9 protein-coding genes and 1 pseudogene are annotated in these 16901 nt (G+C 43.4%); 9 read left to right on the top strand and 1 reads right to left on the bottom strand.

Annotation, left to right across the window (positions count from 1 at the left end):
* Nucleotides 1-647: 647 nt before the first annotated feature.
* The 8 genes and pseudogenes from HMPREF9420_RS08255 (at nt 648) to HMPREF9420_RS13940 (ending at nt 11680) form a co-directional block, all read left to right on the top strand.
* Entirely contained in the window at nt 648-1157 is a 510-nt protein-coding gene (locus tag HMPREF9420_RS08255) for an OmpH/Skp family outer membrane protein (protein ID WP_007135139.1), read from the top strand.
* A gap of 3 nt (nt 1158-1160) precedes the next feature.
* Entirely contained in the window at nt 1161-1997 is an 837-nt protein-coding gene (murI, locus tag HMPREF9420_RS08250) for a glutamate racemase (protein WP_007135138.1), read from the top strand.
* Between the two features lie 412 nt (nt 1998-2409).
* Nucleotides 2410-5223: a TonB-dependent receptor gene (locus HMPREF9420_RS08245; RefSeq protein ID WP_007135137.1), complete on the top strand. Its 2814-nt coding sequence runs from the start codon at nt 2410-2412 to the stop codon at nt 5221-5223.
* A gap of 13 nt (nt 5224-5236) precedes the next feature.
* On the top strand, nt 5237-6490 hold the full coding sequence (locus HMPREF9420_RS08240; protein ID WP_007135136.1) for a DUF4876 domain-containing protein: 1254 nt from the start codon (nt 5237-5239) through the stop codon (nt 6488-6490).
* Nucleotides 6491-6530: 40 nt separating this feature from the next.
* Nucleotides 6531-8102, top strand: a complete 1572-nt coding sequence (locus HMPREF9420_RS08235) for a DUF6850 family outer membrane beta-barrel protein (RefSeq protein ID WP_007135135.1) — start codon at nt 6531-6533, stop codon at nt 8100-8102.
* 8 nt (nt 8103-8110) lie between these two features.
* Complete coding sequence (locus tag HMPREF9420_RS08230) at nt 8111-10300, top strand: HEAT repeat domain-containing protein (RefSeq protein ID WP_007135134.1); 2190 nt, start codon at nt 8111-8113, stop codon at nt 10298-10300.
* 371 nt (nt 10301-10671) lie between these two features.
* Nucleotides 10672-10767 (top strand): annotated as a pseudogene (locus HMPREF9420_RS15020) (tetrahydrofolate synthase); the annotation flags it as partial.
* Nucleotides 10768-11407: 640 nt separating this feature from the next.
* A complete protein-coding gene (locus HMPREF9420_RS13940; RefSeq protein WP_007135133.1) occupies nt 11408-11680 on the top strand; it encodes a hypothetical protein in 273 nt (90 codons plus the stop codon).
* 313 nt (nt 11681-11993) lie between these two features.
* On the opposite strand, the gene HMPREF9420_RS08220 is transcribed toward HMPREF9420_RS13940, so the two are convergent.
* The gene (locus tag HMPREF9420_RS08220; RefSeq protein ID WP_007135132.1) at nt 11994-12638 is read right to left on the bottom strand and encodes a hypothetical protein; all 645 of its coding nucleotides are present in this window, start codon (nt 12636-12638) and stop codon (nt 11994-11996) included.
* A 396-nt stretch (nt 12639-13034) separates the two neighbouring features.
* On the opposite strand from HMPREF9420_RS08220, the gene HMPREF9420_RS08215 reads away from it, so the two are divergent.
* On the top strand, nt 13035-16202 hold the full coding sequence (locus tag HMPREF9420_RS08215) for an alpha-amylase family glycosyl hydrolase (protein ID WP_169309700.1): 3168 nt from the start codon (nt 13035-13037) through the stop codon (nt 16200-16202).
* Nucleotides 16203-16901: the final 699 nt, after the last annotated feature.

Below are 16901 nucleotides of genomic sequence, written 5' to 3'. Positions count from 1 at the left end.
AAACAAAGCCTCTCCCCCAGCCCCTCTCCGAAGAGGGAGGGGAGTGGTTAGCCGTGGAAATGGAGGGAGTTATTTTGGGATTAATTTGGGGTGGTGATGATATTGATTATTAAATATAAAACAATTTGCGTCTTTTCATCGTGTAAAATACGGCAAAACACATCGCCATTTGACGCAGATTAGTGCGTAAAATGACGCTAATTAAAATACCATTTAAGTTCAACGCTGTAGGCGTTGTACGTTTTATAGCCTAAGGTTGGCGTCAGCCTACCTTAGGTTATGCATGTAGTGAGGAGGGCAATGCCGTAGGTGTTGTACATTTTCTGCGTGGAAAGACGTGATAGAATCATGCAATCAGCCATACAATGTAGCTCACATTTATCCTCATTCTACCTTTATCAATAAAACGCAAAAATATAGTTTGCAGGGCAATGTAATGGCCTTGTAACGACAATTCCATTTCAAAAACTTTGCAATTTCAATAAAAGATTGTATCTTCGCAACAGATTACATGAACAGAGATGGGACTAATGATGATTGAATGACCTATCGTTTGTTGGGCGAAGCAGGTTTCGCAATCCCCATTTATGGACGAGTTCATGATGGAAAATCAGAGTTTTGGAAATAAAAAATAAATCAAAGAAAAGATGAAAAAGCTATTTCTCGCACTTACTTTTATGGCAATGGCACTCACGATTAGTGCGCAGTCACCTCTTAAATATGGGTATTTCAGTTTCTCAGAGGCATTGAAAGCAATGCCAGGATATGCCGTTTCAGAACGTGACATGGCTGCCCTTCGTGCAAAATATGAAGAAGAAGGTAAGCGTGTTGAGGACGATTTCAACAAGAAATACGAGCAGTTTCTTGACGGACAACGTGACTTTGCTCCGCTGATTCTACAGAAACGGCAAGCTGAGTTGCAAGAGATGATGGAGAAGAACGTGGCATTTAAGAACGAGTCTAAACGTTTACTTGATCAAGCAGATGCCGAAAGTAAGGCTGCACTTAAAGTGCGTTTGCGTGCTATTGTGGCTCGCATTGGTGCCGAACGCGGCTATGCTTTCATCCTCAACACCGACAATGATGCCGTTCCTTACGTGAATAATATTGTGGGAGAAGACATCAACGCGCTCGTAAAAGATGCTGTAAAGCGTTAAAAGATGACGAAGTTTCCCGAACAACCAGGGCCGATAGGCGTGTTCGATTCAGGCTATGGAGGACTTACTATCCTGCATGGCATTCGTCAATTGCTGCCCCAATACGACTATATCTACCTCGGAGATAATGCCCGTGCGCCTTATGGCACGCGTTCGTTTGATGTGGTTTATCAGTTCACTCGACAAGCCGTTATGAAACTCTTTGAGTTGGGTTGTCACCTTGTTATCCTCGGATGTAACACTGCTTCGGCTAAAGCTTTGCGCAGTATTCAGCAGAATGATTTACCGAATATCACCCCTTCACGCCGTGTGTTGGGTGTAATCAGGCCCACAGCAGAGGTGATTGGCACACTGACCCAAAACAATCATGTGGGTCTTTTGGCTACCGAGGGAACAGTGAAGAGCCATAGTTATGAGCTCGAAATCAAGAAACTATGGCCCGAAATCAAAGTAACGGGTGTGGCATGTCCGTTTTGGGTGCCCTTAGTTGAATACAATGAAGCCGATAGTCCGGGTGCCGATTACTTTGTAAAGAAGCGTATTGACGACCTCATGCGACGTGATCCGGCGATAGATACTATTATACTTGGCTGCACACACTACCCCATTTTGATGCCTAAAATCGTTAAGTATGTGGCACCAGGAGTGCGGATTATCCCACAAGGTGAATATGTTGCAGGAAGTCTTCAAAGCTATCTTAGCCGACATCTTGACATCGAACAGCAGATAACGCAAGGCGGTTCGTGCCGTTATCTGACTACCGAGAATCCCGAACGCTTTAAGGAAAGTGTGCAAGTCTTTTTGCATGAGCGTGTCAATGTGGAGCATGTTGAGTTGTGACATAGGCCTATTGATTTAGGTTATTCCTTCATTTTTCTGTGTGTTTCTTTTTACTTTCTATTTAGAAATGACATGAAACATCAGAAGATTTTTTATTTCTCATGGTTTTACATGATGCACATCTGCGCACAAAATGAGGTGAAAAGCAAGCTGATTTCATGTGAATGAGCATGCATTGCGTAGTGAATCACACGATATGTTCTTGTGAATCATCTTGCATTTTATTCTATCTTGCGCACCGTTCACAAATAAATCGTGTAGGGTTTTTACAGTGATAAAATACCTATTATATAGTATTGTAGAGTTAATTTATATAAATTAACTTTGCAGTTTCTATGTGTGTGCCATTTGCACACCATGAGGAGAGTACTTATATGCGTATTAATTAAGAAACAACCTACACCATTATTAAATGAAACATCTAAAGATTCTTTTCGTGTTTACACTGCTTTTTGCAGCCGTTTTGACAGGTTCTGCACAACAGGTGGGTAGTGTGAGCGGCACAATCAGCGACACAGAGCGACAAGGACTCATTGGGGCGACAATCTCAATTGCCGACTTCAAGCTCATAACGGTTACGAATGCATCGGGACATTACCGCTTAGACAATGTGCCACAAGGGCGTGTTCGCATGCTCATCAAATACATTGGTAAGCAAGATATCGATACGATTGTCAATCTGAAAGGCAGTATGCATCTCAACTTTACAATGAAAGAGGAGAACTTTCACCTTGATAACATCGTTGTAGTAGCACGTACTAAGACGAGCGGTTCATCCACTTCATCGTATATTAACCGCAATGCCATAGACCATTTACAGGCAACAAGTCTTGCAGATGTATTGGCTTTGGCACCTGGTGCCATATCCACGAATCAGCAATTAAACAAGGCGGGTATGGCAACTATACGCGGAGTGAGTGACAATGGGCTGAATCAGATAAACTCTTTTGGTACAGCCATTATCCAAGATGGTGCGCCTTTGTCGAACAATGCCAATCTAAGTGCGCTCAATCCATCGTTGAACGGCGCTGTCACTTCTATGGCAGGAGGAGCTTCTGCCAATGCCGGCATAGACACACGTGACGTATCTACCGACAACATTGAATCCGTAGAGATTATCAGAGGCATTCCTTCTGTGGAGTATAGTGACCTTACTTCGGGCGCAATCATCCTGCATACAAAGGCTGGACGCGAGCCTTTCCGCGTTAGTGTAAAGGCAAATCCCAACATCTATGAAGCCAGTTTAGGAAGTGGTTGGACACTTGGCGAGAAGTTGGGAGCATTGAATGTGAGCGGAGATTATGCTTATAGCAATAACAAAGTGACCAATAACGACCTCACTTTTCAGCGTATCAACACGCGGTTAGCTTATTCTAACGGGCTCTTTAATAACAAACTGCGCACTAACACATCGCTTTCTTTTAACTATTCTAAGGACCAGTTGGCTCAGAATCCTGATCTTCCACTCGACAAAAGACGTCAGGAAGACTATGGACTCCGCTTGAATACCAATGGACTTTGGCAGATAAACCAAGGTTGGTTGCGTAATATTAGATATGTGTTACAAGCAAGTTATGTTTCAAAACAAGGCATGACAGAGGCCGAAGAAACGGCAGCTAATGCTGTCTACTCAGGCACTTTGATAGATGGGACGACTCTAAGTAACCGAGTAGGACAGCATGTTTATGATGCAAACCATCAGGAGTTGACTCATTTTGGAGCTTCGGATGTTGCATCAGGATATTATGCTCACTATCTGCCTAACGGCTATGTAAGTCACAACGAGATTGATAGTCGGGAGGTAAATGTGTTTGGTAAGCTCACCGCTAACCTGTTTAAATCGTTTGGAAGCTTAAATAATGGTTTACTCTTTGGTGCAGAATTTAAGCTTGATGGCAACGAAGGAGAAGGTACAAAGTGGAGCGTTGAGACGCCACCTTATAGATCTGTGACAAACTTTGACGGCAGTTATCGCCCTCGTCGCTATAAAGATATCCCATATATCAAGTTGTTTAGTCTTTATACGGAAGACAATCTTGACATTAATTTGGGTCAACGCACACTTAGATTACAGGCAGGATTGCGGTATGATCACGCCTCGGTTGTGGGTGGAACTGTTAGTCCTCGTTTCAACACTTCAATCGATATACTTCCTAATATCCTTACTTTCCATGCGGGATATGGTATTACTGCCAAGATGCCTACACTCGTTTATCTCTATCCCGAAAGGGCTTATTATGAATATGTGCACATCAATGAGCTGACAAATGAAAGCATTCCAGAGGCCGACCGCATATTACTTTCTACGACGAAAACAGTCGAAACGCAAAACAAGTCGCTTCGAATCGCGAAGAATTTTAAGCGAGAAGTGGGCATAGATCTGCGTTTAGGAACGTTTGGTTTGAACGTTACTGGCTTCACGGAACACCTCTATAATGGATATAGTTTGGGGAATACGTTGACCAGCTTCCTGCCATTTGATTATGCCATCTATATGCGTAATGCAAGTAATCAGTTAGTAACAAAGGGGGTATATCCTATTCTTTCACCTTATTATACGCCTATAAATAGCCAGGATGTACGTACAAAAGGCGTTGAGTTTGAATTGACTTCGGGTTATATTAAGCCTATCCGCACAAGCTTTCAACTTAATGGTTCATGGCTTGAAGCGTGCTATACACCACAACAATATGAGTTCTATGACAATTCAAATGGTGACCCTTCAGTGAGAAAGAACATTGCAATCTATGCACCGAAAGGTAGTAAGGATTTTACGAAACAATTCGTAACAACACTTCGTGCCACGCATAACATCCCACGAATTGGCTTTGTTGTAACGCTAACGGCACAGGCGATATGGAACCAAAGCAATTGGGCGGAGTATGAAAATGACTTGATTCCCGTTGGGTTTATGGACTTACAAGATCATAAAGCCCATTTCTTTGAGCCAGGAAAGTTTAGTAATGTCGATGAGGTTAAGGCTGCAGGATATGATTATCTGTTGCGAAATGTAAGCCATGCTGATGCAATCAAGGAGACGGTTAAACCCTATTTCCAATTTAATGTCAATGTAACGAAAGAGATAAGTAACATTGCTCGCGTCTCATTCTTTGCCAATAACTTCTTCAGAAGCTATCCCATTATGAAGAGTAAACGTTATCCTGGCGTCTACAATAAACTCAATAGTGACTTCTTTTTCGGTATGGAGATGTCATTAAAACTATAAAATCATCATCAAAATGAAACATATTCTTCTCATTCTTACTATTGTCTTATGCGGTGTTTCCTGTACAGGCTTTGACGAAACACGTACAGCAGAGAAAGTCAGTCCATTGAAAGTGAATGTCAATTTGAATATAGACGTAGCACAATTGGGCACAGTTAAGAACCTCATTATTAAGTTAGATAACTATGAAGACGGTTATCATTATACGCGAAATGCTGATAATGCCGATGCAATTCTTGACAGTATAGTCCCTGGAATCTATACCATTAGCGTATCGGGAACAGCCTTTTCTACAGATGGAACGGAGTATTTCATAAACGGGAATGCCGTAAACAAGGCGCTCTATAAAGGCGTTCAATCTGTTGATATCACGCTAAAGGGACTCAAAATAAGCCCATTAGTCTTCAAAGAAATATACTATGCAGGCAGTAAACCGCCTACAGGCTTCGGCTATTTCCGTGACCAATTCTATGAGATTTATAACAACTCAAACGATGTTCAGTATCTTGATGGCGTTTATTTTGCCCAACTTGCCCCCAACGTTGCTAACAAAAGTAAGCTTCCAGTGTGGGCCGGTGGCGTGAATAATGACGTTTGTTATGCCGAGCGTATATGGCAATTCCCTGGTAACGGGCATGATTATCCGTTGCAACCAGGCGAGAGTGCCGTCATCGCTCAATTGGCAGTGAACCACAAACTGCCTGTATACAACCCCAATTCTCCTGTAGATTGTAGTCATGCAGAGTTTGAGTTCTTCCCCTTTAATAACCGATTTCCCGATGGAAAGGCTATCAATATGATACATGTTTTCTATGATGGTAAACCCGAATTTGGTAAGCAACCTCAGTTCCTTACTTCTGTTTTTGGAAGTGCTTTCGCAATGTTTAAAGTACCGAATGGCTCTGATTGGGACCCCATTAACAACAAAACATACCAGGATCATGAGGTGAATCGCAAAGACATTAAAGCCAAAATACCACTTCAATACGTACTTGATGCAGTGGAATGTATTAATAACGAGACGTTCGTTAATGCCAAAAGAATCCCTGCAGTCATTGATGCTGGCATGACATGGGTAGGCTCTTCATACTGCGGATTGGGTGTAGTTAGAAAGGTAGTTACTGAGAATGGTGACACGATTCGACGCAACAACGGGGCCATTATCCTACAAGATACGAACAATAGTACCGATGATTTTGAGCGCGGAGTGATTCCAATGCTCCACCGATATCATACAGGTGTGCCCTCATGGAATAAGACTTATTGATGAGATTTCAATTTAATCATTTCAAAAAAGAAAACCAATCATGACGAAAAATATATTACTTCGCCTATTCATTTCTGTGCTGTTGGGATTTAATGTGACCCTAACCATCTCTGCACAAGATGAAAACCATGGACATTCTGCAGCTGCTTTACAGCTCATCAAAGGCCAACGACAATGGTTTGACACACAGAATGCGGCGGGAATGGTGTATGATCAAACGCCAAACTATTCTCTTTTACAGTTTAACTACGACCAAAAGAGTGGGAATTTCCATCGTGTTTACACAGCCGAAAAGCAGCAACAAGCTAACGTTTACACGGAAGGTAACCTCAATCTTGGTAAGGTTTTGGCATGGGGAGAGTTTCGTTTCACACACGAAAATGAAAGAGATGCTCGTTTCAATGCATCCTTAAATGATCCTTATCGCGGTCAACCTTTCTTCGTTGTTGACTCTGGTCAGCCCAGCAAATGGCGTCATCAGAATTATCATTTGCGTTTCCGCGTGGCCACACCTGTTGTGTTTCAGCGCCTAACTTTTGGCATTCAAGCTACTTACAAGGCTCAGTTGGCAGCCAAACAACGTGATCCTCGTGTCGATGCACGCTTTTATCAGCTGCAACTTCAGCCTGGTTTGACTTATGCTTTGACTGCACACGACGTGATAGGTGCAAGTCTTAACTACGTCAGTCAAAAGGAACAATCAGACATGTCGCTTGAAAACATGCAACGACGACTGCACTATTATGAACTATATGGACTTGGAACAGCACATAAAGGCATAGGAATTGGCCGACAAACTAACTACTATGGTAATCGCTGGGGCACTGCTTTACAGTATGAACACCATACTGATCGTTGGAAGATTCTTGGCGAATTGTTCGCTGATAAGCTTGTAGAGAACGTGAACATTAGCTTCACAACACCTCGCAAAGACGCACAAATCGCGGAACGAAATCTTGGCTTTAAGGTGGCAAATAGCATTTATTCTAAAGCTTATATCCATCAGATTAATGCATCATTTAACTACAAATCTACCAATGGAATCACGTATCTTTCACAACGAGATAACACTGCTTCATCGGCTGGTTGGATAGAACTTCACCACGATATTCGGTCTACTTATAAGACAACTGATGCCACTTTAAACTATGTTCTCACGCGACTTCGCGACTCGGAATATAGCTGGCAAGGTGCTATTGGCATTGATTATCAGGGCTTAGATGACACATATCTGCTCCCCGTTTCAGTCAAAAAGAGCAAGAACGCCATGCTTTTCGCCGACTATCGCAATAACTTTATCGTTGGAAAGACTATGAATCAGCACCTCTTATTAGATGTTCGACTGATGATGAAGAGGGCTTTTAGCGGCAAATATGACTATCGTGGTGCAAACAACGACCTTATTACAGTGCGCGAAATGGAGCCTCTCGACGAAGCCTTCCTTACTGCTGATGCGCAGGGGGCACGCCTTTCGTTGACCTATTCGCAGCTGTTGCGCCAACAAACAAACATCAATGGCTATGTAAAACTTGCCTTTAGTGAACTTCATTCCAAGGCAAAAATCTTTAATTCTCGCCGTAATGTCAGCGTGACCTTAGGCGTAAACTTCTGAAAAAGCGTATGAAAAGACTTTTCTTCTCTGTGTTTATTCTCGCCATTTCGCTTCATGCCATGGCGCAATATATCATTCGTCCCACGCGGAAAACACCCACAAGTTTTGCGATTATCATTGACAGCACGAGCTATGTAAAGGCAAAAGATGCGGTGATGGCCTATAAAAATAGCGTTGAAAACGATGGATTGGGCACTTATATTGCCGTGGCAACATGGCGTAATCCCGAAGCCATCAAGTCGCTCTTAAAGCAATGGCACAGCAACAAACAGCAGCCCTTAGAGGGTGCAGTGTTTGTAGGTGACATCCCAATCCCCATGATTCGCGATGCACAATACCTCACTTCTGCCTTCAAAATGAATCAAAAGAGCGACTGGAAAGCATCCAGTGTGCCGAGCGATCGATATTATGACGACTTCGGACTCACATTCAAATCCCTCAAACAAGATGCCGAAAAGCAACTCTATTTCTATTATAGTTTGTCACCAAAGAGCAAGACTTATCTCTCGCCCGATATCTATACAGGTCGCATAAAGCCTTTAGAAATCGCGGGAAAAGATAAGTATGAGTTGCTAAAACGCTATCTTTATAAGGTCGCAAGACTTAAAAACGCTGAGCAAAACAATGTGCTTGACCACCTGACAATGGCTCGCGGACATGGTTATAACTCTGAAGACAGGGGAGCATGGGCAGGAGAACAGCTTGCATTGCGTGAGCAGTTGCCTTCTCTTTTCGGTCAGAAGGCAACGGTGAAGTTCTTAGATTTCGACACCTTCTACCCTGCAAAGCTGGTTTATCTCAATGAAGCCATGGACCCACAACTTGATGTTTTGCTCTTCCATCACCACGGAGCACCCGATACGCAGTATCTCAATGGCAACCAAGCCGTGTCTGGTGTTGAGGCATCGATTAAGAATATAAAGTGCTATCTGCATGCAAAGGTGGCAGAACGTGCCAAGAAAGTGGGCGCCGATAGTGCCGTAAGCTATTATGCTAAGCAGTTAAACGTGCCCGAAAGTTGGTGTCGTGAGGCCTTCGATCCAGCCATTCAACGCCGTGACTCTTTGTATGCAGCCGACCAAGACATCTATACTTCCGACCTTCATCAACTCAAAACAAATGCTCGTTTTGTGTTGTTTGATGCGTGTTTTAATGGTTCTTTTCATGCCGATGATAACATTGCAGGCAGTTATCTCTTTAACGATGGAAGCACAATTGCCACAATTGGTGGTACGGTTAATGCCTTACAAGACAAATGGCCCGATGAGTTTATCGGACTACTTGCCACAGGTATGCGTGTGGGAAACCTCAATCGGTTTAATGGTTACTTAGAAAGTCATGTCATAGGTGACCCAACTTTCCACTTCACGGATAATGTTCATCCTGGTTTTTCCGTAAATCTTGCGTTATCATTGCATCATCGTGATGCGAAGTTTTGGATGCAACAGCTCAATCATCCCTTACCCGATGTTCAGGCAATGGCCTTGCGTCAGCTGTGGTTATCAGGCAATCGTGAGACCCAACAGCTGTTAACAAAGAAATATAACACGTCGAAAGACTTCGTTGTTCGCATGGAAGCACTCAAACTTCTCAGTCTTTTCTACCCCGAAGAGAGTGTAATGGTGTTGCAATCTGCCCTCAACGACAGCTATGAACTTGTGCGTCGGCTCGCAGCTATCTATGCTTCACGCAATGGTTCGCCTGAACTGATTCCGTCGTTGGTTCATACTTTCATCACGCGTGGCCACGAACCACGGTTGGGTTTCCAGCTATTGGGCAACATAGAAGCCTTTGACAGTGAGAAGGTTTCAGCCGAACTCAATCGCCAACTGGCTGAAACGCCACGCTATAGTGATGCAGTTATCCGCCCGTTACGACTGACTTTACAGAAGGCTCCAAGCAACTTTGCTGAGGTTTTGAAGGAAATCACAAATCAAAATGACAAACCTGTGCGCAGAGAAAATGCCATTTTGCGATTCCGAAACAAACCACAAGCGCAGATTATCCCTACACTTCTTGGCATCATTAGTAATGAGAACGAGGATAATGGCGTGCGTATCAAGGCCGCACACACCTTGGGTTGGTTTGACACCAACTATCAACGGCGCAACATTGTGCACCAACTTTCTACGCTGAAAACGTCGAATGACGAATTAAACGATGAGATTCAACGCACAATAAACCGCTTAAACAGATAATAAACAACCAGCATAGGCAAAGCCTTTTCTTTGCCTTCATCCTTTCATCACGCTCTCTTTGATTTGTCCGACCACATCAGTCATGTGCTCGGACAAATTGTTTTATGCTATCATCCCCTTGCAAACGCCTACCCGTCACAGGATCGTTCCTCATCCAAGTCATAAAAGCAAGGGGACAGACTGTATCAAGTTATGAATCAGGGTATTTCCAATGACAACGTTGTTACACATTAAAGGTAAAATGATTTGAGGCAAACGGGCCTGCAAAATGCATCAAATGACCATATGATTTGCCGTATTTTACACAATGAAATGACGCAAATCATTTTACGCTTTATTATCAACATCATCGTCACCACAATTATTTCATCTCGCAACTCGGTACGAGTTGTTCTTTTGATAGCCCGGGGTTGGCGAGGAACGAGCCTACCCCGGGTAAACGTTCGCAAGGGGATTCAACGCCGTAGGTGTTGAGCTTTTTCTGTGAAGGTACGCTAACAATGAAACCTTTTATGGCGGATTAATCAAAAAAGCACAACACCTACGGCGTTGGTCCACACACAACATACGCTAACCCGGGGTAGCCTGCACTATCGTTTGGCAACCCTGGGCTATCAAAAGCGCAACACCTACGGCGTTGAAATGTGCATTTTGTAACACCATTTCCATCCTTTCATGCGGTAAAAAGCAACAAATCATCGCATGAAATGATGTAAATTGTTTTACCTTTAATAATCAACAACGTCACCCTAACAATTGTTTCATCACGCAACTCGGTACGAGTTGTTCTTTTGATAGCCCGGGGTTGGCGAGGAACGAGCCTACCCCGGGTGAGTATTCGCAAGGAGATTCAACGCCGTAGGTGTTGAGCTTTTTCTGTGAAAGCATGGGTATAACGAGGGGATTCATAGCGGATTACGCTTAAAAAGCGTAACACCTATGGCGTTGTTCCCCACATCACATACGCCAACCCAGGGTAGCCTGCACTATCGTTTGGCAACCCTGGGCTATCAAAAACGTAACACCGATGGCGTTGAAACATTTATTTTATAATACAATTGATGCCAATATACGAATAAATAAATAGCAAAATATGACAATATTCCAATGGATATATCTTCCATTATAGATGTTGTAATGATGCAACGCCGTAGGTATTATGTCAATTTTCTAATGAACGTTTTTGCTATTATGAATGTTGCAACTACGCAACGCTGTAAGCGTTGTACGTTTGATAGCCCAGAGTTGACGAGCGAAAGCGAAGGCTACCCTGGGTTGTTTGCCGTGAGTGGCAACAACGCTGTAAGCGTTGTACCTTTTATTCCTCGGCATTTTATCTCGGCATTCCACGCAGAAAAAGTACAACACCTACGGCGTTGACCTCCTCACTACACACATAACCCAGGGTAGGCTGACGCCAACCCTGGGCTATAAAACGTACAACGCCTTCAGCGTTGAACTTAAATGATATTATAATCTACGTCATTACACGCGGTAATATGCATCAAATGGTCGTGTGATTTGCCGTATTTTACACGATGAAATGACGCAAATTGTTTTACCTTTAATTATCAACGACATCACCATCCCCTATTAACCCCAAATTAATCCCCTCCATTTCAAGGGGTAACTACTCCCCTCTCTCTTCGGAGAGGGGCTGGGGGTGAGGCTGAAAGGGGCTGTGCTTGAGGCTTTATTCCCTACTTTCCTCCTCAATAACTATTGTATTTCGTTTCACTCTTACATGGTAAGTCTTACCCGGAAAGAAGCGTTTGGTAACCTTCTTTGTAAAGAGTACATTTCTGATTGCTGGCTGACGGAACTTACTTGAGGTATAAACTTCAAAAAGAAGAGCGTGGGAATCGGCATCAATATAATAGCCATTGATCCACGATAAGCATACACCTCGGCCGGCTTTTACGCCATCTACACTGATAAGAGATATGCCTTGAACATCTTTTATGTGGTTTTCGTGGTGGAAAATCAACCTGCTATGTTGTGGATGTTGACGCATCCAATGATGCTTTTCATAGAGTATCACGAAGATAATCCAGCAAAAGAGTGCGCCAAAAGGTAGCATAAAGCGATATGTAAACATATCATGTAAAGAGTGATTGAATAGCCACTGTTTATAAACTGGAAACCATTTCTCGGCAAACACTATCGTAATTACACACAGAATTGCGGCAACTTCGATGCTCAAAACAGCTCTTAAACGCAATGTTTTGAAGCTGGGTAGCGTTTGAATTGGCGAAATATTGAAGGTAAAATAATAGGCCACGATGAGTATAATGGTTGGCCCGATAGCCATTAATAAAAGAAAAAGGATGCTCTCCATAAGGATATTGTTTAATGAAATGATATTTTTTTATTCACTCTCTCTATCAAATTAACGGCTACAAAGTTACATTTATTTTCATACTTTCAATGGTTTGAAGGTGTAAAACATGTATTTTGACTTCATAAAATGGTAGAGTTGGCCTCTCTATCTGCGTGATTTAGGCTTGGGAATCGGCCGTTTTTAAGTGATAAACAGATAGGATAGCAGATGCAGAATCTTATGATTTGTGTCGCGATAATTAGGTAAACGTTTGCACAAATAATATTGCATGTTGTTTGAAAAAGCGAAAACAACTTTGCCATTTCCTACTTATATTTGTGCAAATAAGATGTAAATCTAAACAATTCTAACTTAATTCTCAGTTTAATCTAATTTTATTTAAGCGCTATGAAGATGAATATGATGAGGGCTTTACTGCTCTTTTGTGCTATCAGTGCAACGCTTTTAGCCTCTGCAGACAATGGCGTTACGTTTTCAAGTAACCGCACTGACTTCCGCGATGAATCCATTTATTTCCTCATGACGACGCGTTTCTATGACGGAGATCCGTCAAACAACGTGCTCTGTTGGGACAATCAAGAGCAACAAAAGGCTACAAAAGACCCCTGTTGGCGTGGAGATTTCAAAGGTATTATAGACAAATTAGACTATATAAAGGCCTTAGGCTTCACGTCAATCTGGATTACTCCCGTTGTGGAAAACGCCTCGGGATATGACTATCACGGCTATCATGCGATGAGTTTTGAACGTGTTGACAGTCGCTATCAAAGCAGAATAGCCGATGGAGCGACTGAAGATGTGGACTTTCAAAAGCTTATTGACGCCGCACATGCTAAGGGAATAAAGATCATTCTTGACATAGTGTTGAATCATACGGGTAACTTTGGAGAGTCATTCCTTTGTCCAACCTTCACAAGAAGCACCAAAGTGACGGCTCAAGGCAGTGTCGATTACAGCCTTTCTCCTAATCTTAAGCTGCTGGGTAATGACTATCCGCAACTCAATCCGAGTGCACAATACCAGCGAAGACTGGCACTTATGAAGAACACTGATGGCAAAAACCATGATAAAAACAATTATTGGCATCACTTTGGGAACTTTAATTGGGACGACGATACACGCTGGTGGGCTCAAATAGCGGGTGATTGTGTGGACTTAAATACCGAGAATCCCGCCGTGTATAATTACTTAGTGAAGTGTTATGGGTCGTTTATTAAGATGGGAGTTGATGGATTTCGCATCGACACTTCAGGCCATATAGCTCGTCTAACGTTTAATAAAGCGTTCATACCTCAGTTCAAAGCCCTCGGCGAACAATACGCTTCAAAGCGCCTTTTGGCTGGACAGACCACACCAACTCCCTTTTATATGTTCGGAGAAGTATGCGCTCGATACAGTGGACCGGTATATCGTGGGCAGTCAGCCCTTAGTCCTTTCTTCTATACTTGGGCGAGTGAGCATGGTGGAAAGACTTATCCTTGGAGCTCAGATGTTTCAGAATATGAAGGAAAAGACTTCCCAGTAGGCGAAGGTTTGACCTTTTCGGACACCAATCGGAATAGTTGTGAGGCTGAGTATACAGACTATAAAGGAGAGCCCGGCAATGCTTTTAGCTCGGAGAATGCCTTACTTCAGGGCAACAACTACCACAAACCAGACTATAAAGAGGCCAGCGGCTTCAACGTAATTGACTTTCCTATGCACTGGAACTTCGGCAATTATGCGTCTGCTTGGACTACCGCCACGGGCAATGATCGCTTATATAACGACGCCACTTGGAACGTTGTGTATGTTGATTCGCATGACTATGGCCCCGATTCTGATAATCGTTATAACGGCGGTACAGCCGCTTGGGCCGAGAATATGGATGTAATGTGGTTGCTACGCGGCATTCCTTGCATCTATTATGGCTCGGAAGTAGAGTTCCAAGCGGGTGCTCCTTGCGACAAAGGACCTAATGGTCCGCTTGCAAATACAGGCAGAGCATACTACGGACAGAATCTAATGGGCAACGTTTCGGCTGAAAACTTCGGCTTGTTCCAAGCAGATGGTCAGGTAAAGAAAACGCTTGAACACCCTCTTGCGCGTCATCTTCAAGCCTTGAATCGCATTCGTCAGGCTGTGCCGGCATTGAGAAAGGGGCAATATTCAACTGAAGGTTGCTCGTCAAATGGTGGCCGTGCATGGAAGAAACGCTACACTTCGGGCGATGTAGACTCTTATGTGCTCGTGTGTATGAATGGAGATGCCACATTCACGGGTATCGAAAACGGAACTTATAAGGATGCCGTTACAGGCGATGTAAAGACAGTTCATGACGGAAAACTAAGCGTTTCGTGTGCAGGTAGAGGCAATGCGCGCGTCTATGTGCTTGGAGGTACGTTCTCGCTTGGTGAGGATGGTCCATTCCTTTACGCCACTACACCTGGTCAAGCCGACCAAAGTGCGTTGGCAACTGACGAGGGTACGACCTGGGTTGAAGCCACTCCAGTGACTCATCCGGCTGTAGAAATGAGTCCTGAAGGCTGTACTTTCCGTACAGAAACGCTCGATATAGACCTTAAACTCAAGGATGCTACAAGTGGATGGTATAGGATTGACAATGGAAATAAAGTAGAAATCAACGGCGATATGCGGATAACCATCGGCAGTGACATGAGATTTGGCGACACAAAAACCATCCAATGGGAAGCCAAAGGCATGCAAGATGGAGAGGAAGAGACCACAAATGGTGAGGCCACCTATAAGAAAGTAGATCCCAACAGCATGATAACCGTCTATGTTCACACTACTTCAACGGCATCACCTAAGTTATATGCCTGGACAACAACAAACGGAACTACCACCGAACTCAATGGGGCCTGGCCGGGAAAGGTGCTGACCAATAAGACAAGAATAGGCACAACAGACTGGTATTCGTTTGCTGTTGAGGGTAAAGAGGCCTTTAATCTCATCCTCAATGACGGCAATGGGCAGACCAAAGACATTCTAAACATTACGCAAGATACTTATTTTGAATATGCGGGAGGAGCCAATCTGCATCGTGTTTCCAAGCCTTCAGGTGTTCAAGAACAGCCAGTTCAACCGCAGCCTCAAGGCGAATGTGCCGCTTATTTCATTAATGATAGAGGATGGAATGAGGTATATGCCTGGGTATGGAATGGCGATAATGTGAATGAAAACTATACAGGCGGTCAGTGGCCTGGCGTAGTTTGCACGCCAACGGACCAAAAGAAGGATGGCTTTACTATCTGGAAATGGACTTATACAGGGCAAAAGCCATTGCCAAACAACACAAAGATTATCTTCAATTGTGGCAGAGGAGGCAGTGTTGGCACTGTACAGACCTCAGATTTAGACTTTAAGTGTGGCACATATTATAATAGTAAGGGGCAGACTGCATTCATACCGGAACACGAAATGATACAACAGGCACAACCAATCAAGGTCTATAATCTGCAAGGATATTTCCTTTGGTCGGCTGGTTCGATGGAAGAGGCAGTGCGAAATGCTCCTGCTGGCGTCTATATCATAGGCGGAAAAAGAACTGTAATCAAATAAAATGCGAAACAATCTCCTCATCAATCGCAATAAAAATGATTCAAATAAACAAGCAAATCGCCACAATGCTTGGAATCATCTCGCCGATAGTGCCGTGGCAAACAAGGTTAAACCAAACGTGGTTCAATAGCAATGCCATGCGATTGTCAGCGCTTTTGGCCATTCTCGGCATTGATATTTGCGAAAGAAGAGAGGTTGTTGTAAGGTAAATAAAACTTAAACATAAAGGTAGAAAGGCTCTTGGTGCATCATGGAAAATGGTTGCCAAGAGCCTGTTTTGTATCTCATCGCACCCTTGATTGCTGGATAACATTGACCAGACGCTAACAAACCATAAAGTCATTCCATGCTAATCATACGACAATTTGCGTCATTTCACACGATGATTTGCGTCATTTCATCGAGTAAAATGAGCCAGATTGTATGGTCATTCGACGTGTTTTATAATGCATTTGCAGTTCAACGCTGAAGGCGTTGTACGTTTTATAGCCCAGGGTTGGCGTCAGCCTACCCTGGGTTATGCATGTAGTGTGGAGGTCAACGCCGTAGGTGTTGTACGTTTTCTGTTTGGAATGCCGCGATAAAATGATGAGGAATAAAAGGTACAACGCCTACAGCGTTGTTCTCGCTAATGGCAAATAACCCAGGGTAGACTTCGCTTTCGCTCGTCAACCTTGGGCTATCAAAGGTACAACGTTT

The sequence above is a fragment of the Segatella salivae DSM 15606 genome (assembly GCF_000185845.1).
Taxonomy (GTDB): domain Bacteria; phylum Bacteroidota; class Bacteroidia; order Bacteroidales; family Bacteroidaceae; genus Prevotella; species Prevotella salivae.
This window is presented reverse-complemented; position numbering and strand designations above follow the sequence as displayed.

Bases quoted from the DNA above. Each gene is read 5' to 3' on its own strand.
- HMPREF9420_RS08255 (WP_007135139.1), top strand. From the start codon at position 648: ATGAAAAAGCTATTTCTCGCACTTACTTTTATGGCAATGGCACTCACG.
- murI (WP_007135138.1), top strand. From the start codon at position 1,161: ATGACGAAGTTTCCCGAACAACCAGGGCCGATAGGCGTGTTCGATTCA.
- HMPREF9420_RS08245 (WP_007135137.1), top strand. From the start codon at position 2,410: ATGAAACATCTAAAGATTCTTTTCGTGTTTACACTGCTTTTTGCAGCC.
- HMPREF9420_RS08240 (WP_007135136.1), top strand. From the start codon at position 5,237: ATGAAACATATTCTTCTCATTCTTACTATTGTCTTATGCGGTGTTTCC.
- HMPREF9420_RS08235 (WP_007135135.1), top strand. From the start codon at position 6,531: ATGACGAAAAATATATTACTTCGCCTATTCATTTCTGTGCTGTTGGGA.
- HMPREF9420_RS08230 (WP_007135134.1), top strand. From the start codon at position 8,111: ATGAAAAGACTTTTCTTCTCTGTGTTTATTCTCGCCATTTCGCTTCAT.
- HMPREF9420_RS13940 (WP_007135133.1), top strand. From the start codon at position 11,408: ATGGATATATCTTCCATTATAGATGTTGTAATGATGCAACGCCGTAGG.
- HMPREF9420_RS08220 (WP_007135132.1), bottom strand. From the start codon at position 12,638: ATGGAGAGCATCCTTTTTCTTTTATTAATGGCTATCGGGCCAACCATT.
- HMPREF9420_RS08215 (WP_169309700.1), top strand. From the start codon at position 13,035: ATGAATATGATGAGGGCTTTACTGCTCTTTTGTGCTATCAGTGCAACG.